22 protein-coding genes are annotated in these 20,383 nt (G+C 31.3%); 12 read left to right on the top strand and 10 right to left on the bottom strand.

The window, feature by feature from the left end:
• Nucleotides 1-223: 223 nt before the first annotated feature.
• The 8 genes from OA93_RS06455 to OA93_RS06420 form a co-directional block, all read right to left on the bottom strand.
• Complete coding sequence (locus tag OA93_RS06455; RefSeq protein WP_039112320.1) at nucleotides 224-2,383, bottom strand: DPP IV N-terminal domain-containing protein; 2,160 nt, start codon at nucleotides 2,381-2,383, stop codon at nucleotides 224-226.
• A gap of 172 nt (nucleotides 2,384-2,555) precedes the next feature.
• Nucleotides 2,556-6,224 (bottom strand): PKD domain-containing protein, encoded by a 3,669-nt coding sequence (locus OA93_RS06450; RefSeq protein ID WP_039112319.1) that lies wholly within the window; start codon nucleotides 6,222-6,224, stop codon nucleotides 2,556-2,558.
• Nucleotides 6,225-6,584: 360 nt separating this feature from the next.
• Nucleotides 6,585-7,499: a bestrophin family ion channel gene (locus OA93_RS06445; RefSeq protein WP_039112318.1), complete on the bottom strand. Its 915-nt coding sequence runs from the start codon at nucleotides 7,497-7,499 to the stop codon at nucleotides 6,585-6,587.
• Between the two features lie 208 nt (nucleotides 7,500-7,707).
• Nucleotides 7,708-7,965, bottom strand: coding sequence for a hypothetical protein (locus OA93_RS06440; protein ID WP_039112317.1), 258 nt, complete (start codon nucleotides 7,963-7,965; stop codon nucleotides 7,708-7,710).
• A 435-nt stretch (nucleotides 7,966-8,400) separates the two neighbouring features.
• The gene (locus OA93_RS06435) at nucleotides 8,401-9,120 is read right to left on the bottom strand and encodes a PP2C family serine/threonine-protein phosphatase (protein ID WP_039112316.1); all 720 of its coding nucleotides are present in this window, start codon (nucleotides 9,118-9,120) and stop codon (nucleotides 8,401-8,403) included.
• 9 nt (nucleotides 9,121-9,129) lie between these two features.
• On the bottom strand, nucleotides 9,130-10,449 hold the full coding sequence (locus OA93_RS24055; protein ID WP_052259396.1) for a protein kinase: 1,320 nt from the start codon (nucleotides 10,447-10,449) through the stop codon (nucleotides 9,130-9,132).
• 33 nt (nucleotides 10,450-10,482) lie between these two features.
• On the bottom strand, nucleotides 10,483-10,731 hold the full coding sequence (locus OA93_RS06425) for a hypothetical protein (protein WP_039112315.1): 249 nt from the start codon (nucleotides 10,729-10,731) through the stop codon (nucleotides 10,483-10,485).
• A gap of 132 nt (nucleotides 10,732-10,863) precedes the next feature.
• A complete protein-coding gene (locus tag OA93_RS06420; RefSeq protein WP_039112314.1) occupies nucleotides 10,864-11,268 on the bottom strand; it encodes a hypothetical protein in 405 nt (134 codons plus the stop codon).
• A 368-nt stretch (nucleotides 11,269-11,636) separates the two neighbouring features.
• Here OA93_RS06420 and OA93_RS06410 point away from each other — a divergent pair, with 368 nt between their 5' ends.
• The 11 genes from OA93_RS06410 (at nucleotide 11,637) to OA93_RS06360 (ending at nucleotide 17,389) form a co-directional block, all read left to right on the top strand.
• Entirely contained in the window at nucleotides 11,637-11,894 is a 258-nt protein-coding gene (locus OA93_RS06410; RefSeq protein WP_039112312.1) for a hypothetical protein, read from the top strand.
• A 5-nt stretch (nucleotides 11,895-11,899) separates the two neighbouring features.
• Nucleotides 11,900-12,109, top strand: coding sequence for a hypothetical protein (locus tag OA93_RS06405; protein ID WP_039112311.1), 210 nt, complete (start codon nucleotides 11,900-11,902; stop codon nucleotides 12,107-12,109).
• A gap of 86 nt (nucleotides 12,110-12,195) precedes the next feature.
• Nucleotides 12,196-13,950, top strand: coding sequence for a hypothetical protein (locus OA93_RS06400; protein WP_039112310.1), 1,755 nt, complete (start codon nucleotides 12,196-12,198; stop codon nucleotides 13,948-13,950).
• Nucleotides 13,951-13,967: 17 nt separating this feature from the next.
• Entirely contained in the window at nucleotides 13,968-14,192 is a 225-nt protein-coding gene (locus OA93_RS06395) for a hypothetical protein (RefSeq protein ID WP_039112309.1), read from the top strand.
• Nucleotides 14,193-14,218: 26 nt separating this feature from the next.
• Nucleotides 14,219-14,533, top strand: a complete 315-nt coding sequence (locus OA93_RS06390) for a hypothetical protein (RefSeq protein WP_131474463.1) — start codon at nucleotides 14,219-14,221, stop codon at nucleotides 14,531-14,533.
• Between the two features lie 74 nt (nucleotides 14,534-14,607).
• A complete protein-coding gene (locus OA93_RS06385; protein ID WP_039112307.1) occupies nucleotides 14,608-14,883 on the top strand; it encodes a hypothetical protein in 276 nt (91 codons plus the stop codon).
• Between the two features lie 35 nt (nucleotides 14,884-14,918).
• Nucleotides 14,919-15,227, top strand: coding sequence for a hypothetical protein (locus OA93_RS06380; RefSeq protein ID WP_039112306.1), 309 nt, complete (start codon nucleotides 14,919-14,921; stop codon nucleotides 15,225-15,227).
• A 2-nt stretch (nucleotides 15,228-15,229) separates the two neighbouring features.
• Complete coding sequence (locus OA93_RS06375) at nucleotides 15,230-15,472, top strand: DUF3850 domain-containing protein (RefSeq protein WP_039112305.1); 243 nt, start codon at nucleotides 15,230-15,232, stop codon at nucleotides 15,470-15,472.
• On the top strand, nucleotides 15,469-15,723 hold the full coding sequence (locus tag OA93_RS06370; protein WP_039112304.1) for a hypothetical protein: 255 nt from the start codon (nucleotides 15,469-15,471) through the stop codon (nucleotides 15,721-15,723). Before OA93_RS06375 ends, OA93_RS06370 begins: the two co-directional genes overlap by 4 nt.
• A 329-nt stretch (nucleotides 15,724-16,052) precedes the next feature.
• Nucleotides 16,053-16,946 carry a hypothetical protein gene (locus OA93_RS06365; protein ID WP_039112303.1) on the top strand — a complete coding sequence of 298 codons (894 nt, stop codon included), beginning with the start codon at nucleotides 16,053-16,055 and terminating at the stop codon, nucleotides 16,944-16,946.
• Nucleotides 16,916-17,389 (top strand): hypothetical protein, encoded by a 474-nt coding sequence (locus tag OA93_RS06360; RefSeq protein ID WP_039112302.1) that lies wholly within the window; start codon nucleotides 16,916-16,918, stop codon nucleotides 17,387-17,389. Before OA93_RS06365 ends, OA93_RS06360 begins: the two co-directional genes overlap by 31 nt.
• Before the next feature lie 63 nt (nucleotides 17,390-17,452).
• Here OA93_RS06360 and OA93_RS06355 read toward each other — a convergent pair whose 3' ends face one another.
• Nucleotides 17,453-18,253, bottom strand: a complete 801-nt coding sequence (locus OA93_RS06355; RefSeq protein ID WP_082001784.1) for a HEPN domain-containing protein — start codon at nucleotides 18,251-18,253, stop codon at nucleotides 17,453-17,455.
• Nucleotides 18,254-18,356: 103 nt separating this feature from the next.
• Nucleotides 18,357-19,322, bottom strand: coding sequence for a HEPN domain-containing protein (locus tag OA93_RS06350; protein WP_039112300.1), 966 nt, complete (start codon nucleotides 19,320-19,322; stop codon nucleotides 18,357-18,359).
• 490 nt (nucleotides 19,323-19,812) lie between these two features.
• Between OA93_RS06350 and OA93_RS06345 the strand changes: the two genes are divergently transcribed.
• Nucleotides 19,813-20,382, top strand: a complete 570-nt coding sequence (locus OA93_RS06345) for a transglutaminase-like domain-containing protein (protein WP_131474462.1) — start codon at nucleotides 19,813-19,815, stop codon at nucleotides 20,380-20,382.
• Nucleotide 20,383: the final 1 nt, after the last annotated feature.

The following is a 20,383-nucleotide window of genomic DNA, read 5'->3' as shown; positions in this document are numbered from 1 at the left end:
CAACGGTTTCAACCGTTGGAGCGCAATGCATTATCACAATCCGTATCCCACGGTTGAAACCGTGGGCTATGCAAAATACGATAGAATCGTAGAACCTCTGTGGCTTAAAACCTTTGTACCTTTGCTTCTCTGAACCTTTGAGCCTTTCTAAAAAAAAAACTCAGCCTCACCATTCCTAAGAATGACAAGACTGAGAAAGATGACAAGTTAAAATGTCTTTGAATTATTTTGCTCCTGGAGGAGAGTTCTCTCTTATGTATTTCATAAAGGTATCTAAAAGATGTTTTCTTGTTCCTTCACCTTCGGATATACTGTGCGAACGATTAGGATAAATCATCAAGTCGAACATTTTATCGTATTTAACTAATTCGTTAATTAAAACTTCGGCGTTTTTATAATGTACGTTATCATCGCCTGTTCCATGAACATATAATAAGTTTCCTTTTAGGTTTTTGGCGTGAGTTACTGGTGATGCTTTAACATAAGTTGCTTCGTTTTCGCTAGGCAATCCCATATATCTTTCTGTATAAATGTTGTCATAAAAATGCTGATCGGTTACAGCAGCAACTGCAATTCCTGTTTTGTAAATTTCAGGATATTGAAACATTAAATTTAATGTTACTGCTCCACCGCCGCTCCATCCGTGAATGGCAACTCTATCAGTATCGATAAATTTCCATTTTAAAACCTCTTTGGCAGCCATGGCTTGATCACGAGTATTTACGATTCCGATGTTTTTATAAATCGATTTTCTCCATTTTGTACCTTTCATTACAGGAGTTCCTCGGTTATCCATAGCAATTCCTATATATCCTTCTGGAATTAAATAGGCGATGTACGGATAAAAATATGGTTCGTCATTTGCTACAGAAGCCATTGGCTCACCATAAACATAAAAAAACACAGGATATTTTTTATTAGGATCAAAGTTTAATGGTTTAGCCATTATTCCGTCCATTTCGATACCATCTACAGTAGTAACTTTAAATTTTTCTAAAGAATAATTACGATCCGGAGCTACAAAAGAATCAGCTGTTTGTGGTAATATTTTTTTATGACTAGGTAAAGCAACTAAGCGTATGTTGTAATCACGATTAATGTTAGAGTTTGTATGTTTGGCATATTTACCATCAGTAGAAAAACGATATTCATTTGTTCCTTCAAATTCTTTAGGAGTAATGCGTTTTGTTTTCTTGGTATTCAAATTGGTTTCATACAAATAGCGTTGTGTTGCATCTGTAGGACTGGCAATATAATAGATAGATTTTGTTTCCTGATTATATGCTTTATAATAAGCGTCGAAATTTTCGGTGGTAATTAATTCTTTCTTTTTACCATCGGCACTAATTTTATAAATATGCATCCAACCATCAGCATCTGAGCTCCATAAAAAAGCTTTTCCGTTATCTACAAACTGACAAGGAAAAACATCGTATTCTCCCGAAGAGATGTCAAAAACATCAATCCATGATTCTGATTTTTCTTGATAGATTAAATTAGCTGTTCCAGACTTTGCATCACAAGTATAAATAGAAGCTTGGTTTTGAAGTCTGTTTAACTGAACAACCATTACATTTTGATTGTTGATCCATTCCATTCTAACCAAATAGTTGTTGTCTGGTTCGCCAGGAATATTTAACCAATTTGTTTTTAATGAAGTAATATCGATTACCCCAATTTTTACAGATGATGGTTTTTCACCAGCTTTAGGATATTCTACCGGAACTGTAAAAGGGTATAGTGCATCGGTATTGTTTATCATTAAATGAAATTTTGTTTGGGATGCATCTACACGCCAAAACGAAATGCTTTTTCCATCTGGACTCCATCTAAAACCATCTCGAGCTGCAAGTTCTTCTTCATAAACCCAATCAAAAGTTCCGTTGATGATTTTATCAGTTCCATCGGTTGTTAACGGAGTTATTTTTCCAGTAACTAGATTTTCCAGATAAATGTTATGTTGCGAAACATAGGCTACGTTCTCATTATCATTAGAAAACTTAGCAAACATTAAGGATGACTTTTCTAAGCTAGTACCAAGTTGCTTTCCTTTACCAGTTGCAAGATCAAAAAACCAATAATCTCCTTTGGTATTAGCTCTCCAAACTTTCTTAGAATTAGTATAGACCAATACTTTTGTTTTGTTTTGGTTCCAAACCAATTGTTCTATTTCACCCGTAAAGCCAGATTTTTGTAACTGCTCCTGAGTTAAAATAGTAGTGTTTTGGTTTAGTTTATCAACATCATAAACAACTACGTTTCCTTGTGAGTTTACCCAAAATGAGTGTGAGTTAGGCAACCAATTTAACTGATTAATATCAATACTTTCCTGAGCAAAAACACTCGAGCAGATTAATAATAATAGTAGAAAATGCTTTTTCATTATACTTATGTAATTTTAGATTAATAATAGCGCTATGGTTATAGCGCTATAAAATTAATGATTAATGCGAATCAAGAGTTGAATTTTTATATAAACCTAACGGGTTTTTAAATCTGTTAGGTTTAATCTTAATTAGTAGTTGTGTTGTTTGACCCCTTGATTCACATTTTTGCTATTCCTTTATTAATTTACTTATTATTGTTTTTCCGCTTGACGATTTAATTTTTAAAATGTAAACACCATTTACTTTTCCGGATAAATCAATTGTTATATCATTTGATTTAATTTTTGATGATGTTGTACTTAATATTAATTGTCCCGTAACGCTATAAACAGAAGCTTCGTATTCTTCTTGATCTAATGAAGGAATATATACAGTAAATAAATCTTTCGATGGATTAGGATATACCACAACTCCCTCGATTTTATTTTCTTTTACATTTAATGTTGGACTGTTGTTGATTTTGAAATTGTCAAACCAAACTCTGGTACCATAACCCGATGTGTTTCTTATCTTAACTAGAACACTCGATTGGTTTTTTACAACACCTAAATCTACAGTTTCGCTTCTCCAATCAGAATCTTGTGTTGGTTTCCAGTCATTAGTTTCATTTGCTTGTGTGGTCGCAGGATCATCCTGAATAGGAGGCAATACAGTTTGCAATTGCAATTGATTTTTAGAATATACATTTGTCCAATTAACACCACAATCTGATGAAACTAAAATATCGATTTGATCTGGTGCAGGCGCAGGGTCAAAAACACTTAAATATTGTGTGTATCCAAGATCAAAATGTAAATGAGGTTTATCAGCCGTGGTGAAATCCATTGATTTTAAAATTAACTCATCGACCATTCCTGTTGGAGCATCAGCATTATTGATAACTAAACAAGTCAAATCTCCTTTTCCTACATCGGTGCGTTGTTCCCAAGTAATAGGATCTGCATTTAAATTTAGAACTTGCCAGTCTTGTTGAGGGAAAGCATCATTAAAATTCTCAGTAACAGGTAAAGTATTTTTACCTTTTATTGTTACTGCGCTTGTTTTTAGCATGGTTGTACCTTGTCCGTAAGTATTAGTAGCAACTAAAGTAACATTATAATCACCTGGAGTATTAAATACTACAGCAGGATTCTTGCTTGTAGAAGTTGCTGGTGTTCCTCCTGGAAAAGACCATAACCATGAAGTTGGCTCACCAAAAGAAGTATCTGAGAATTGAACTGGTAAATCACTACAAATCATTGAACTTGTAATTTTAAAATCAGTATATGGTTTTTCTTTACTATCAAAAGTAAATTTCAAATTATCAATCCAAATTCTCGCACCATAACCAGATGTGTTCACAAATTTAATCAGAACGTTAGGGTTTCCTTTAAAAGCTGTTAATGAAATTCTTTCAGTTCTCCAATCAGAATCTGATGTTGGAACCCAATTATTCGGATTTGTACTTGTGGCAGTTTCTAATACCGTATGAGTTTTAGAGTATAAAGGTGTCCAAGTGGTTCCACAATCTTTAGAAATCAAAATATTTAGAAGATCAGGACTATCTGCATCAAATTTTGCATAAGCAACATCAAAAGAGAAATCGGTTGCACCAACTGCTAAGTTTAATGGTTTCAATGTGATTTCATCTACATCTCCTGCAGCATTATCGGCATTGTTTATAATCATACAAGAGGAAGAATTTCTGCCAGCAGCAGTACTTTTTTCCCATGTTAGATTGTTATTTAGGTTAGTGACTTCCCATCCAGCTGGAGGAAAAGTTCCTTCGAAGCTTTCTGTAAACGAAGCGCTTACAGGAGTAGTTACTGTAATAAAGTTTAATTTGGTAACTGAAGTTCCTGTACCAGATGGATTTGTAGTTGTTAAAGTAACATTATAAGAACCATTTGTAGTATATGTTACTATTGGATTTTGTGCTGTTGAGGTTGCAGGAATCCCACCTGGGAAAGACCATGACCAACTTGTAGGGTTTCCTGTTGAGGTATCTTTAAATGGAACAACTAAACTTGCGCAATTTGTTCTGGTAACAGCAGCAGAAAAATCAGATATAGGAGTAAGACTTTGAGTAATAGCTACATTTACATTGTCTATCCAAATGCGGGTTCCATAACCTGATTTGTTTTTAAAACGAATTGTAACATTTGGATTTCCTATATAAGCACTAAGATTAACGATTTCTTTTCTCCAGTTTTCAGGTGTACTCGGAATCCAGTTATTCGGAAGCGTTATAGGAGTAGTTGTTGTTTGAAGATCGGTATGAGTTTTAGAATATACAGATGTCCAATTTGTGCCACAATCCGTAGAAACTTCTACCTCAAGAACGTCTGGACTTATATCATCAAATTTTGTGTAAGCAACATCAAAATAGAGTTGACTATTTACTCCATTTGTAAAATTATAATAGGGAAGTTGTATGTAATCTAGTTCGCCAACGACAGCATTATCAGCATTATTCATAATCATACATGCTGAATCTCCATTGCCAACATCTTTACGTTTTTCCCACGCTAAACCTGCATCTGGATTTGTAATAGCCCATCCGTCTGGAGGAAAAGCTCCCGAAAAATTCTCCGTTAAATTTACTGTAGATCTTTGGTCAACTTTTATATAGCTGGTAACCGTTTTGGTATCGCTTCCTAATGCGTTAGTAGCAGTAAGTGAAACAGGATAAATTCCTGGTGTTGTATAAGTAACTGTTGGGTTAACCGCTGTAGATGTAGCTGGTGACCCTCCGATAAAAGTCCAGGATCTGGAAGTAGGTAATCCAAGAGAAACATCTTTAAAAGTTATACTTTTGTTGGAACAAATAGCAGTTGTACTTGCTGTAAGTTGAGCTATTGGTGCAGTACTAATAACTCCCACAGAAGCTAAATTACTGTTTTGCCATAAAAAGCCTCTGGGATATTTGGCTACAGTCATATCGTCTAGCCAATAAGTCATCGCATTAGTCTGGTCTTTGGTAAACATAGATTGACAATCTACATTATAATCCATTAAATTTTGATAGTTTGCAATAACTCCGCAGCTATTTACAGCCGATAAATTACAACCAAATCCCTGCGTTGTTGGTGGAGTATCTGCCATACCATCGTTAATTGGATCACAACCATTCTGAAAAGTATGTTGCAAACCAAAATAATGTCCAAACTCATGAGACATTTCTTTAGCAAATTGGAAATTAGCATCAGATCCACCCGTAGTACCTATATATCTATGATTATAAGTTACGTGAGGAACAACATCTTGTACAGGTAAGAAAGCATGTCCAGAACCATAAACACCATCAGCTGGGTTAGGTTCATCTACAACAACTATGTCCAGGTAATATTTTCCGTTTTTACCGTAGTACATATAATTATAAATCTTTGAATCGTATCCATCGACAATATGTGCTTCAGGATGCCAGTTCATTCCGGGAGTTTCTAATAAATTACCATCTGGGTCAACTGTAGCCAGAACAAATTGAATGTTCATTTTGCTTTTTATAGCTTCAAAACGTGGGTCTACAGTATTGTAAGCAGGATATAAACCATTAAAATCTTTGTTGCAAACATCGATTGCATCATTAATTCGGCTTTGCATTTGGGCTTTGGTAAATGTTTTCCCAATATTAGATCCGTCATTTAGGATATGAAATACTACTGGTATAATATAAGGAGCAGCGTCCTTTTTCTTGGTTAATCCAGCTTTTTTTGCAGTTTCAATTTTTGGCAAAGATTGTCTAAATAGATCTTGCTCTTTTTGAGATAAATTGGTTCCGCATCCCATAATTGTTTGTGCAGAAGTGTTTAATGCGAAGAGCAGTAAAAACACAAATACTAAGTAATTTTTTTTCATAAAAATTTAGGTTAATTTGTAATTAGCTTAGATCCTGTAGTGTCAATTTCTATTTTTTAAATTAAAAATTGATCTAATGTCGTGGTCTTAATCTTGAGCTAAATATTTTTTTTGATAAAAGTACAGTAGTGAGTTGTTGCACATTTATATTATATTAACATTAAATAATGGTATATTATCTGGTTTAATGTTAAAAAATATGTTTAGGTGTTAATATATTGGTTGTTTTTTAAAGTGATTCGTATTTTTTGTGGTAAAAATATACAGAAAACACAAGGTAGTATGATGCCTGATAGGATTTTGCTACATCCTAGATTACTAATCGGAATTTTTTTTTAATTGAGGGATAGATACCAGTTTTTAGGTAATGTAATAATCGTTGGAATTATTTGGTGGAGTTATCTTTTTGTTATTTAATTCCAAAAGCGTGTTTTCTATCATTTGCGACATGGTATCCAGAGCCAAATCGTTAGGTTGTAGACCAAAAGGATCTTCTAGTTCATCTGCGATTGCTTCTAAGGCTACAAATGTATAGGCAATAAATACGATTGCAAATGGAGTAATCCAGCCTAATGTTTCTACAAAACCAAAAGGCAATATAAAGCAGTATATGTAAACTGTTCGATGTAGTAATACACTATAAGTATAAGGAATAGGAGTACTGGCAATTCTTTCGCAACCACCAACGATATCCGAAAGTTTATTCAGGTTTTCTTCAAATGCCAATTGGGTTATACTATCTAGTTTACCTTCTTTTTTTGCGTTCTTCACCCAATTTCCTAATTCTCTTAAAATGATAATAGGTTTAAAATGAGCTTCTTTTATGGTATTTGCAAATTCTTTAGGAAGAAGACGATTCATGTTGTCGCTAGAATCAGTATGTCTGAGTTGGTGTTTTAATGCGTAAACGAAAGCAATAAGTAAATTGATAAATTGGTCACGTTTCTCATTATAGTCATTGTCTATTAAAGAATGACTTTGTCGAGCCAATGATCTGGTGTCGTTAAGTAATGCTCCCCAAAGTTTTCTGCCTTCCCAGAATCTGTCGTAGCTAACGTTATTACGAAAGCCTAAAAAGATAGCCAGCGCAATCCCAAATAAAGTAAATATAGCAGGATTAATATGTAGATTATGTTCTAATAAAAAAGGTTTGAAATACACCACCAATATCGAAAACAATAACAATAGTATTAATCTCGGCATAAGTTGAGGTAAAACGGAACCATTCCATTCGAACAACATTTTAAACCAATTGCCTTTTTTCTTTATAATCATTGGGTGAAATCAATTTTGTTACTACAAAAGTAATAATTATATCCCTGATTGTATCTCTCAAATTTTTGGTAAGTAGCTATGTAGTATTTAAGGTATGTAGGTGTGATTGTAGCTTTTGAAGTATTATCAAAAGAAAAAGAACCTTAAACAATAATTGTTTAAGGAGTATTTTGATAATTCTTTCTGCTAAGCTTTATTCGATACTATTTTATTTCTCCTGTTCTAAATTATCAGCAGCAGAAATCTGATCAAGTATATTAGTTTGATTGGGTGCAATGTAATTTTTTGTCTCGCTAGCGATTTCTTTCTTAAAAAGAAGATCTAATGCATTGTAAAGTCTTAATAAAACTTCTTTGTCTTCTTTTTCAATCTCTAAAGCAGTATTGAAATTAAAAATATAATTATTAGAGTTGCGTACTTCTACTTTTATCGTCTTAGACGTGATTTTAAATTTAACTATATCCATGTTGTTTGTAAATTACTTAGTTTGCAAAATGCTGTTTTTCTTGGTTTTTTTGCAGTCATGCAAAAGATGAGGAGCTTTAATTTACCTTCTGAACATGAAGTTTAAGAGAGGCTTCATATAGATTCAGCGATATTAGGCGAGATTGAAGTAGCATCTTTGCGGCTAAAATATTTAGTTAAGGTTAATTTTATCACTTCAAATTTATGATTTTATCGTCAGTCCTAAAGGATTAGGGCAGTATTTTCTAAGCATAATTTCAATAAAAAACCCTTAAACAATTGTTGTTTAAGGGTTTGTTTTGGTAGCGAGACCGAGATTTGAACTCGGGACCTCAGGGTTATGAATCTGAAATAGATTTTGCTATCCCTTTGTTTACTACTAGTGACAAAGCCTTTTATTGTGAAAAAAATATAAATCGTATGCGATTTTGTATTCTTAATTTGAGATTGTAATTACTAAGATAGTATTGTTGTCATTTGGTTGTTTTCTTTTTAAATACACAGTTAAAATGTCTAAAAAATCTTTAGAGGTTTTACTTTTTAATGAAATGTCTCTAAAGTCTCTTTTACTAATGTTTTCATGAACACCATCAGTAGTCATGATAATTCTGTCACCCATTAGTAAATCGAAATTGAATTCCTGTAATATTGGTTCATGGTCAATTATGCCTAATGCGCTTTCTATTATATTTCTTCTCGAATAGGACAAAGATTCGTGAAATGATAATTTACCTTCTCTAACAAATCTTGCAACTTCCGTATGGTCATCAGTTAATTGTTTTATACCGTTCCCTCTGAGTATGCATACTCGTGTATCCCCGGTATGGATACCTATAAGTTTGCTGTTCTTAATTATAATTCCAGAAAAGGTAGTAGCCATTCCATAGCTTTCTCCTAATTTGGCTTCATTTATTATCTCATAATGAATTTGTAAAAGCTTGTTTGACAAAGATATATTATCAAGATTATTGTTTGGAAAAGTATCAATAAAATGATTGACACTAAATTTTGAGGCTTTGCTTCCTCCTAATTTTCCTCCAACACCATCTGCTATACATGAAATCAAAGTATCTTCATCTGTTTGTTTAAATAAAAAACTATCTTGATTTTCATTTCTTTTTCCTATGTCAGAATAATATTCAATATCAAATTTCATTCTCTTATATTATTTACATAATTTGTTTATGGATTCTAAAACTAATGGATGAAAGTTATATCTATCCACCTTAATTGATCTTTCAAGATGATTTATCTTATAGCATATTGTTTTGTCTTCACTAATTAATTCTATGGCTAGTCTCTGTGCTAAAGTATTATCGATCGCATTATGCATCCATTTATAACATAATTCTTCAACATAAAATCTATTATGTGAGGTTCCCATAATTAATAATGCTATAATACATGGTGTTTTAGTATTTAAAGAACAATGTTCTATAAATTTATCTAAACGTTTACCGATAATATCGCAATAGTCAAACAAGAAAGCTCGTTCTCTTACCCATTCAGAAAAAGAGTAGCCTAATGCATCTGCCAAAGTTAAGTCTAACTTAATTATTTCATCAATCCTTTCTAGTCCTATTTTCTTAAATAAAGTTCCTATATCTTCAGAAGCATTTTTATCATTACTAACAAAATCAATAATTTTTTCCCAATCTTCATATGTTATTTTCTGTTCTGAGTCTACTAAATTTACTAATTTAGAGCCTTCTTCGCTTTTAATTTCAATATCTTCATGTGAAATTGAAATTAAAGCTTCTCTTAAAAATTCGACTGATTTAAACCTTCTTATAACTTTTTTATGAGTACAATTCCCCATTATTTTACCAATTGCTCCATCTTCGATAATTGGTTGGCAGGGTATTCTGCTTGTTTTTCCAAAATAATCATGAATAAGACATCCTAATGAAAATATATCTGACTGTATTGAAGCTCTAGCTAAACTTGCAACAATTTCAGGTGCGGTGTAATAGTCACTTCCTTTAATCATTGAAATAGGAGTTAATTCAGTTATGTTTGTTTGGTTGATTGAGAGTAAACCAAAATCTCCAATAGCATAAAAACACTCCCCTTCTTCATCTATAAATCTTAAAATATTCCCAGGTTTTAAATCTCTATGGTAATAGCTTTTGTTGTGCATTTCTTCAAGTCCAGACATCACATCTAATAACATTGGAAATATTTCATCTTTACCATTTAGAGTTAGTTTTTTTAAAACTTTTTCTGCTAATGGCATAATGTAATATGGTTCTTCAGCTTCTAAATCTTTGAATAGAATTGGTACTATATTTCGATGTTCAAAACTAGCTTGATAATTTGCTTCTCTTTTAAATCTTTCTAACGCATTTTTTTTTAATTCTTTATCATGGGGGATATTCATTGAAAAAGTTTTTCTTGCGTAATGTTTTCCATCATCACAAAGAACTTTATCTACAATTCCAAAGCCTCCATTATCAATGTTTTCAATCCTTTCTGTAATTATCATTTTAGATTAGTTTGGTTTACTGAAAATAATGAATTAATAATTTGCATATAAATTACTTACACAAGTGCCGCATATACGTCTTCCTATTGTAGCGGCTTTTTCTCTTGCATCATTCTCATTTAAACACATCTCTTCATTTTTCCAAGTGCCTTCATTTTTTTTTGTTTTTTTACAAATAGAATCTGGTTGAGCTGTACATGAATCTGTTGTTGGTTCGCCTATAAAAATGTGTTTTTCTTTTGTTTTTTTGTCGCTTATAAAGCTGTAAACTTCTGTACTCATAATGTTTAATTTTATTAGGTTTTAAAAATTATATTATGTGGTATTTGATATGCGTATTATTATGTAAAAGTCTTGAGATTTTATGTGGTATTATTTTGTTTGCTGTTGTTTCAAACTATCCGCATAGTTGTTCTATGCGGTCTGACTTCTATCAGGTGAAGTTCCTCTTAGTTCTGCAATTTCATTTTTATATATTTCACATCTGTCTTTATAAAGATTCAAATTCTCTTTTAATAAATCATTTTGTTCTTCTAATAAACGGATTTTATCTGAAATGGCTGTAGTTCCTTCAACGGGAATATCGTCTTTTAAGACACTTTCGTCTAAAGTAAAATAACTTTCGTATTCACTTCCTTTGATAAAGTAATAAGGGCTTTTCTTTACAGCTTCGCATAATTCTATCAAAAAACTAATAGTAACATCCTTTGTTTTGAATCTACTGTTCAAGCTTTGAGGAGTTATTTTTAATTTTCTAGACAATTCAACAAATTGAACATCAAGAAGTTGTAGTTTTTCTTTTAAAAAATCACCATTCATTGTAAAGATATTTGTTTACGATAAAGAAATTTGTTTATATTTGTTGTGCTAAAACATAACAGATGTGTTACAGATGTTCGAAATACACATAACCGCAAATATAGTAAAAAGCATATTGCAAAAGGTTTTAATCTTTTGTCAGAATCTTAATAACTAAAAGTAATGCAAAACGAGTGCCAAGTTTTACGGAAACCCATAAGGACAGCAAAAGAAAATAGACGTTATCGATTGCATCAAAAGATTGGTAAAGAGGGAGTTAAATATAATGCTTATTTGAAAACTATTTATGTGCCTTTTGATGATGATTTACAAAATAAAGACATTTTGGAATTGCAAAGGAACTTTAATTATCAAATACAACTAGAGATATGATTTCTAAAAAAGAAAAAAGGCTATTGATTGAAATATTAGGATGTCAATACACACCGAAAGTGATGCCTTATTTGCAAAAATTAGGAATCAAAAATGAAAAAGGGAAAAGCTTTTCAGTAGATAGCATTCGCATGATTGCAAACGGTTTTCGTGAAAATGAAAAGGTAGAATTAGCAATAATGCAATTGGTAAACAAAACAATTAAAGCAAAAAAGGCAATGATGCTTAAACGTAAAAAATTATCTAAAAAATAATTCTAATGAATCCAAAGGTATTATCAATATTCAACAATGCTAAAATCTTTCTTTCCTCTGAGGAACTGAAAGAATTAGCCTTGTGCATTGATAAAGAGTTTGGAAAGCCATTACCGAGAAAAGCTAAAAAACCAAGTGCGCTTGATAACTGGACAATAGAAAGTGTTACAGAAAAGTTACTTGCTACACAATTCAAGAAAAAAAGTAAAGCATAAAAATACCTCCAGCAAATGCTGAAAATTCCTAGACGCATTCGGGCGTATTACGTCCGATGCCGAAAGGTTATTAGAAAGAAGTACTTATGAGCAAACAAAATTTAGACAGTAGAGTATTTTCCTTAGCATCCAATCTTTTTGGATTTGGTAACACTGCTGAAAAAACTATAATTCAGGAAACCATTGCAACAAACGCTGCAACAGCTTTGCAAACAGAAAATCGTATTATGGCTGTTTATCCTGCAATTAGCATGGAAGCATTCAGTATTACAATGGATAATTATCGAAAGTACATTGCGGTCTATAATTTCAAAACTACTGCTGAAAACGAATTAACAGAAAAACATAATAAAGAAGTTCAAAAATTCTTGTCTGAAAATCATTTAAACGATATACAGAGAGAATTTGCAAAGGTTTTTTTGCATAAAAGTAAAATGCTTAAACCTAGAGAATATAATGTGCAGGCTGATGCTTTTATGAAGGACTACGGTTTGATTATTGAGAAAAAGAAAATTCAAACTGTAAAATACGCTACAGAACTAGTATTCCAAAATTTATTGCATTTATATAATTCGCAATTGATGAAACGTAACGAGCAGTATATGAAGTTACGTGTTACAGCAATTAGACCTATTGAAGAATTCAGAATCAACTCATTTTTAGTAACCGCATTGCAACGTAACGGAGTCACAAGTTTAGACCTCTGTAAAAAGACTGTGCGTAACCATAGACAACGTTTAGAAGAATGTGGGGTATTTGTTGATTATCATTTTTCGGGGCAAAATAGACCCGTTGAAGTGCACATAAATAGCGAAATTTTGACAGTTTTAGACCTCAAAACTTCAAAGTTAACTACTGCTGAAAATCAATATGTTAACCCTGAAAATGAGAAAGTTTTACCTGATAACAATGAGAATACTAGAACAGATTTAAATGAATCTCAAATGAAAGAGAATGTTAAGAACATTTCTCAATCTGATAAGGAGTTCCCTTCGGTCACGCCTTCTTATTTGTTTTTTACAAGAACACCAGCCAGCAAACTGCAAAATTCAACTGAGGGGGTGGGGGCTGCGAGTGTTAAAGTTTTAAATACTTTGTCTGAAAAACTTCAAAACCTGATAATTCACCCGCAAGAGTTAGCGGTAAATCTTGCTAATCAAGAATATAATAACTACAAACCGATTGATATACGTTACCTGTTTAAAGAAGCTTATTCTGGAACTATGCTCAAAGAAGATTTTAGAGAACTGGTAATACAAGACTTTTTCAAGGGAATTGCAAAGATTTATAAAAATACAACTCCTTTTACTGGTTCATGGAAAAAAGCAATTTCATTGTACATGCAAAATAAATGGATTGCATTTACGGGGGAATCTTTTAATAAAGCAGGAATTGTCGAAGATATTAAACAAATGCGTTGGCGTGCTGAATGGGCTAGAAAATGGTTTGCTAAAAACGAGTTTCCGCCTTTGTTTCCATTCGATTATTTTGATATGACCCGAAAAACTTCAAAAGAAGTAGGGTTTGAATATACCAAAGCCAAATGGGGAGAACATCTACAAAATAAATCAAAATATGAAGCTTTAAAGAAGAAACAGGAAGCCAATGCGGCAAGGCGTAAAACGACAATGAACCATGCTAAGAAATGTGAAAATGAAGTAAATCGGTTCTTCAAAAATAAAATTACAATGCCACAATTATTTGATTTTGTCGAAAAGAATTTGCCGAAAGAATACTTAGAAAAATTGCCCCAAATGATTGAAAAGAAATCGTTGAAATTGAATGAAAATATAATCAATATAGATAATGATTTTGCACAATATGATTTTAGTGAATTTTAACTTAACCAATTATAGCTATGCCAGTATTTGCCCCAGAACAATCAAAAATTAAAATGGTAATCCTTACTAAAACAAAAGAAAAGAATGCGGTTTGGTGGTCGCCAATAAACCAAAATAAGCGTAACACCCAATCAATTGTAACAAGTATGCTAAGAAGATTTGAAAAACACACATTAGCAAAAATTACAAATGTGATTCAGTTTTATGAAAATGGGAATTTAATAGCAAGTAAGAAATTATGAAATCTATTACACTCAAAAAAATCGAGGTGGAAAATTTTCAAATCTTTCAAAGTGTAGTTGCACAATATAGGATTAAGAAATTAAGAGTGATGCAAACTATTAAATACAATGATGTGTATTTTAATAATATGTTGACGGTTGATGTTACTACTAATTTGTTTTTTCGGTTTAGAATGAAAATTGAAAATCAATGTAAACCTATTTCTAATTTCAAGTTAAAAATATATGAAGCTGCTATTTTGCTCCAATGCTGCAATGATTATGAAGCCCGAAATGAGTATGAGAAATTTATTGTTAGAAAGTATTACAATGAGATTTACGAGCAACTAATAAATTTATAAAAAGTAGACTTTTAAGCGAGCCTGGAAAAACTGCAGCTGCGGATCTATTTAAAAAAAATCTACAATTCAACAACATGATAAAGAAAAGTACCTATATAAGAAGTTTTACTGCTACTCAACAAAAGCAACTAGAAAAAGTTGCAAAGGAGCAAAATATTAAAACAGTTCCCGAAATTCTGTTTTTTTCGCTCAATAGTTATTTAGAACAAAAACAAGAAATAGAAAGATTAAAAAGAATTATTCAACTAAAAAAAGATAAAATTGATGAGCTGGATTTAAAGATTGATTTTTTTAAATCAGCATCCAAAAAAATACATGAATTAAGTAATTACTTGAAAACCCAAAAATAAAAGCAGCTAAGTAACTAACCTCAAATTTTCATTTTATGAACCTTAAAACTCTTAACTACATTAGAAACAAAGCGCAATTACAAGAACTTTTTATAAGCCAATTTACAGCCGATTATATCCGAAATGAAATAAACGAAATAATCTCGGAAACGAGAAAATGTATAAATGTTGGAACACGATTATTTGCCAAAAACATATCAACTTTTGAAGCTATTATTTTCATCGATAGAAATGGAGTGCCTGATGGGTTTATTCTTTCAGAAGAATTAAAAATCAAATTGCAGGAATACAGAGAATCTTTTGCAAAGAAAATGGCTTTAGAAAAACAACTGATAAATCTATAGTTATGGTACATGATTTAAAAATTAATTACGAGTTTGCACAACTTCATTTCATTGGTAAAAAGAATTGGGAACTAAGAAAAAATGATAGAGATTTTAAAGTTGGCGACACTATCCGATTTACGGTATTAGAATGGGAAAGCTCTTCAAACTGGAAGTATGAAAGAACGATAACGAATGTTTTGGAGGATACTACTCTAGGATTGCAAGAAGGATATGTGATATTATCAATAGAAAAACAATTATGAAATCAACAGCAAAGAAATCTGACAACCCGACCAATGCTTTAATTAATCGTAACTTTATTATCCGTGTATTAGAGAATCCGAAAGAAAACTTACTCAGAAACACAAAATTAACCTCTGCAAACAAGCTTTCTACGTATCTAAATGATGATGAAATGAAAATAAAGCTTTTTAATAAGATATTAGATGGCGGGAAAGATAAATACACATTCATGATAAGAAACCGCCTTAAAATCGATTTTCAGTCAAAATAACTTTTTAGAAAATAAACACTAACAAAAAAAGCAATCTGAGATTAATTCTGAGATTGCTTTTTTATAGTTATAGGGTAATATTTTTTTTAAAATCTGATTCGGTTAAAGGGAATAGATAGCTGTATTTTGTTGTAGTATATTTTTTATAAAATCATTAAAAGTTGGTATTGTTTAGATAGATGACAAGTTTTAGTTTTACAGGATTATTTTTACAGTAAGTGTAATAGTAAAATTTTAGGTTATATAGCCTAATAAACCAATGCTATGAATTTTTACCTAGAATTACATATATGGTATTTCTCAAAAGTTTGTAGAAACTGCTTAGAAAGTTGAAATTATTGCAAACCAAAAAACTAACATTACTTTCGAATAAGAAAGTACAATTACAAGATAATAATATGGGCAATGTAATACTTGGAGAACCAAGATTTAAAAAACCAGAAAAAATAGAAAAACAAGTAGGAAGAATTACCTCGAGTGCTGAAGGAGATTATTTTGACATCCAAGGAAAATATTTAGGTTCAACAGCAAACAGTCAAAAAAAAATTTATATTATTGGTCGTGATTCTTTAAGGAATACATATTCTATGAGTAACATTCCTGACGGTTTTTTTGATAAACAAGTTTCTTTTACAGGGACTGGAAATATTGTAAATTTAAGAGCAGGAACAAAATACGGGACTATAATAACTGATTTATCACTTCAAACAAGAATTAATGTTGCTGAAAACGTTTACAACCATTATTATACTGAGGCAGGCTACAGCTTAAACGAGTTGAAGTATCAAACCATTACTGATGCGACAAATGACCCATCTAACACTGGATATGCTGTTACTAAATTTGGAGGAGTCACCTCAGATTCTGAATACTTGAAAGATAAAGAAGCGGATATTAGGATAGTTTATGGGCATATAGGATTAAATTTTGACACAGGGTATGATATTATGAGCGTTTGTGCTCATGAGTATAAGCACTTAGAAGAATTAAGAAGATTAGGTGTGAAATTTTATGATGATGAATACTTTGAAGATGTCGCATATAGACATCAGGCATTTGTTGATAAAAACTGGAAACATGTCTCTATTGGTTTTAGAAACGCAATGGTAACAATGATGAATTTGAAAATGAAATATGAATCAGATTACATAAAAGCAAAAGGAGATAATGAACAATATAAAAATTTCAAAGGATGGAAAGCTGGAAAAAATATAACCTTATAACAAAGTTGATTATTCTATTGTTGTTGGTTACTTCTTGTAATAATAGGACAGTAGAGACAATTAAACCGATCATTTGTGTTAATCAAATTTGGTATCATGAAGATAAACATTCATTAGGCTCGCCAACTGTAAATTTTAAAATTAGAATTGAAGATACTATAATATCTAAAAAAATAAAATCAGGAAAATTAAATGATATTGTTCTGTATAATTTAGACAAACAATATAGTGATTTTGTTCATTTAGAACCGTTTGAGATTGGTAGACAATTTACAGAGAATAATAATATATTTTCATTTAAAATACTAACGGTCCTTTTTGCGAATAGCCCTAACAAGAATAGACGTCGATGGACGCCCGAGGAAATTAAAAAAACTATACAAGGTGATGTGGGTTTGGTTTTTGAAAAAGATACTATTAGGGTAAAAATGTGTGAAAAGTAAAAAAAACATTATTCATATCTATTTTTTTTGACACTGTCCTAAAAAGAGTTATAGTAAACAAATCTATTTTTTTAATACATCAACTACTAATTTTAAAGCTTTTTCAGCATCTTCTTTTGTATGCTTGAAATCACTGTGAACTGAAAGATTTCTCATTTTTTTTAGGTCATTAATTTTCACAAAATCTTCTTTACTTATTAAACCATATTGTAAACTTTTTATTAAGCTTGACGATAAATTATTTTTATTAAATCTTGGGTTTTTCTCAATTAGTTTTCTAAATAAATGAGATTCCAATGCTTTATAAGATTCTAAAATAGAATGAGAATAGAATTCTGTTTCTAGATATTTTGTTGCCTTTTCTAATTCTATAATTTCTTCATCTAAAATAATTTCTTCTCTTAATTCTTTTTTCGACTTAAATATACTATTTCCAATTCTGAGGACTATTAAAAATTGAAATAGATAGGACAGTATTCCTACACTACCAAGAATTGCTTTTCCTGTCTCAGAAATTTCTTTATAATACAATGTATATGCTTTAGCACATGCGATATTGATAATCAATAAAAAAGGTAGTAGTAAAATTGAAGTAAATATAATAAATGCTCCCCAGATTAAAATATTGAATATTTTCCAAGAACCGATTTTGGTTTCACTGGCAACTTTCTCTAAAATATATAAATAAAGACAAACGCACAGCCCATAAACTGAATACAAAAAATAATCAGCTAAAGTAATTGTAATATAACCTAAGTTTAATCTAATTTCAGCAAGTTCTTGTTTAAATGCACTTAGTGATATTACTAGTGTTACAAATCCTAATATAACTTCGTACTTATTTTTTACTTTTTCCATTATCATTCCTCTTCCTTGTAATAATTTAAAAAAATCAAAATTATGTCTTTGTCACTTTTAATTAATCTTATTAGATTCGCAGACTATATCTATATAGTTCTAAAATAATTTAAAATCCAGTAGCATTCAAATTTTCAAACAATTGCTCTTTTGTCATATCAGGTTTATTACAAAAATTAATTGCTCTTCTAACTTTTTCAGATAAGTCAAGATAATCTGTTATCAAGTCACCTTTATATTCTCCTCCATGAACAATATTATTTCTCATGTTGTATAACTTTTTAATTCTGATGTAATTTTCTTTGAACTCTTCTTTATTTTTCGAAAGTATAATCGATAGATGCCTTGCTATTGTGTGAGCTATTTGGTCTTTTCCTAGGTTAAACAAGCTTTCTAAACAGGTCATTAGTGTTATAAATCTAATTCTTCCATCAGGAATGTCGTAAACAATACTAAAATTTTTAGTAGCTAATTCTGTTAGAGAATTTGACACATATTTATTTTTTAAAGAAATTGATAATTTTTCTGCTTCTTCGTCGGATATAGTAAAGTCTCCATGTGAGCCACTGGAAAGCTCTGTTTTTCTTAATGAAATTTCTCTTGTTATTGATGTTATATGGAAAAACTGCGAACAACGAACTTCACCAATTTTGTATAATCTTAGTTGTAGTAATAAGTCTGAAACAAAAGTATAAAAACTTAAAAATTCTTTTTGTTCCACTAAAAAATCATCAGTGGAGTTTTTTATTTCAAATTTATCGATTTTCTTGAGTAGAATAATTCCTGGATATTCCATATGCATAAACATTTGTCCAAAAGTTGCATTATGAACAAGCGCATTGTGTAACTCGTGAGATATCCCATGTTGCTCTCTACCAATTATTATGGTAAGTAAACGTTCTTCGCTTTTAGGAATACTAACAATGTCAGAAAAATTATTTTCAAACTCGGTAGCATCAACCCAGATAAAAGAATAACCAAATTTCTCAATGGAAGAATTTAATTTTAGAACTGTTTTATCTGCATTTATAATGTGTGCATAAGATTCAATACTGTGTTCACCTAAACTTACCATGTTTATTTGTTATTAGAGTTTATATCGATATAGCGTTATGAGATTGCTGCTAACTTAATTTAAAATATTTAGAGTTTTGTCTAGCTAAAAAATAAGATGTTTGCATTTTACATCTGCTAATATATAATTATTTATTAAGAATCATCATACGAGTTAATAATTTAAAAATCTAATCTACCCGCTCCTTTTCAGAAGCGGGTATTTTTTTGTAATGCCATTGCAAAACCTTTGCAAAGCTTCTTAAAAGTACAAAACCTCCCACCACCCTACTAAATCCTTAATCGCATCATTATATCATTCTAATATTTGTAAACGAAAAGCCTAACAACCTAATACAAGAACGAAAATGAAATAAATGGATATTGATAACTTGTTACAAAGGAACATCTTAGGCGGTCAGGAGTACGAACCGTTGTTTCCAGAGGTAAGCTGTGATAAGACTAACCTCGGCAACGGTAATACTTTTGATACCGTGAGAATGATAAAGCAAATGGTTATCAAGTATAACCATCAGACAAAGGAAGTTGCAAAGGGGTTGCAACAAAGTTCATTGAAAGAAACGTGCGATAGGATTTATTGGTTTTTATACAACCATATCCAGTATAAAGCCGATGGAATGGAACAAATGCTACGAAGTCCTGCCTGTACGTTCAAACAACGTGCTGAAGGAGTCGATTGCAAAACGTACTCCATTTTCGCAAGCTGTTTACTGGCTAATATGGGAATAAGGCATTATATCCGACAAATCAAACAACCGAGTTTTCGCCCAGATTTATTTACTCATGTATATGTAATTGTACCACTGAATCAAGAAACAGGCGATATAAAACAAGGTTACTTTATTATCGATGGCACAACCAGTACTAACCGAGAACCCATTCACACTATGGCACACGACACAGAAGTCAATTTACCCCACTTCGGGCTAAACGCTCCCAAAGGAAACCGCAAAGGCTTTGCAAAGAAAATACCAATCGTTGCAAAGAAAAGCACGAACCTACCTGTCTTGTTAGGAATAGGTGCATTCTTAGGAGTTTTATTTTTAAAGAAAACTAATTAAA

It is taken from the genome of Flavobacterium sp. KMS (assembly GCF_000813005.1).
Taxonomy (GTDB): domain Bacteria; phylum Bacteroidota; class Bacteroidia; order Flavobacteriales; family Flavobacteriaceae; genus Flavobacterium.
Note: the sequence above shows the minus strand (reverse complement) of the source record. Positions and strands in the feature narration are given on the sequence as shown.

Bases quoted from the DNA above. Each gene is read 5' to 3' on its own strand.
- OA93_RS06455 (WP_039112320.1), bottom strand. From the start codon at position 2,383: ATGAAAAAGCATTTTCTACTATTATTATTAATCTGCTCGAGTGTTTTT.
- OA93_RS06450 (WP_039112319.1), bottom strand. From the start codon at position 6,224: ATGAAAAAAAATTACTTAGTATTTGTGTTTTTACTGCTCTTCGCATTA.
- OA93_RS06445 (WP_039112318.1), bottom strand. From the start codon at position 7,499: ATGATTATAAAGAAAAAAGGCAATTGGTTTAAAATGTTGTTCGAATGG.
- OA93_RS06440 (WP_039112317.1), bottom strand. From the start codon at position 7,965: ATGGATATAGTTAAATTTAAAATCACGTCTAAGACGATAAAAGTAGAA.
- OA93_RS06435 (WP_039112316.1), bottom strand. From the start codon at position 9,120: ATGAAATTTGATATTGAATATTATTCTGACATAGGAAAAAGAAATGAA.
- OA93_RS24055 (WP_052259396.1), bottom strand. From the start codon at position 10,449: ATGATAATTACAGAAAGGATTGAAAACATTGATAATGGAGGCTTTGGA.
- OA93_RS06425 (WP_039112315.1), bottom strand. From the start codon at position 10,731: ATGAGTACAGAAGTTTACAGCTTTATAAGCGACAAAAAAACAAAAGAA.
- OA93_RS06420 (WP_039112314.1), bottom strand. From the start codon at position 11,268: ATGAATGGTGATTTTTTAAAAGAAAAACTACAACTTCTTGATGTTCAA.
- OA93_RS06410 (WP_039112312.1), top strand. From the start codon at position 11,637: ATGATTTCTAAAAAAGAAAAAAGGCTATTGATTGAAATATTAGGATGT.
- OA93_RS06405 (WP_039112311.1), top strand. From the start codon at position 11,900: ATGAATCCAAAGGTATTATCAATATTCAACAATGCTAAAATCTTTCTT.
- OA93_RS06400 (WP_039112310.1), top strand. From the start codon at position 12,196: ATGAGCAAACAAAATTTAGACAGTAGAGTATTTTCCTTAGCATCCAAT.
- OA93_RS06395 (WP_039112309.1), top strand. From the start codon at position 13,968: ATGCCAGTATTTGCCCCAGAACAATCAAAAATTAAAATGGTAATCCTT.
- OA93_RS06385 (WP_039112307.1), top strand. From the start codon at position 14,608: ATGATAAAGAAAAGTACCTATATAAGAAGTTTTACTGCTACTCAACAA.
- OA93_RS06380 (WP_039112306.1), top strand. From the start codon at position 14,919: ATGAACCTTAAAACTCTTAACTACATTAGAAACAAAGCGCAATTACAA.
- OA93_RS06375 (WP_039112305.1), top strand. From the start codon at position 15,230: ATGGTACATGATTTAAAAATTAATTACGAGTTTGCACAACTTCATTTC.
- OA93_RS06370 (WP_039112304.1), top strand. From the start codon at position 15,469: ATGAAATCAACAGCAAAGAAATCTGACAACCCGACCAATGCTTTAATT.
- OA93_RS06360 (WP_039112302.1), top strand. From the start codon at position 16,916: ATGGAAAGCTGGAAAAAATATAACCTTATAACAAAGTTGATTATTCTA.
- OA93_RS06355 (WP_082001784.1), bottom strand. From the start codon at position 18,253: ATGATAATGGAAAAAGTAAAAAATAAGTACGAAGTTATATTAGGATTT.
- OA93_RS06350 (WP_039112300.1), bottom strand. From the start codon at position 19,322: ATGGTAAGTTTAGGTGAACACAGTATTGAATCTTATGCACACATTATA.
- OA93_RS06345 (WP_131474462.1), top strand. From the start codon at position 19,813: ATGGTTATCAAGTATAACCATCAGACAAAGGAAGTTGCAAAGGGGTTG.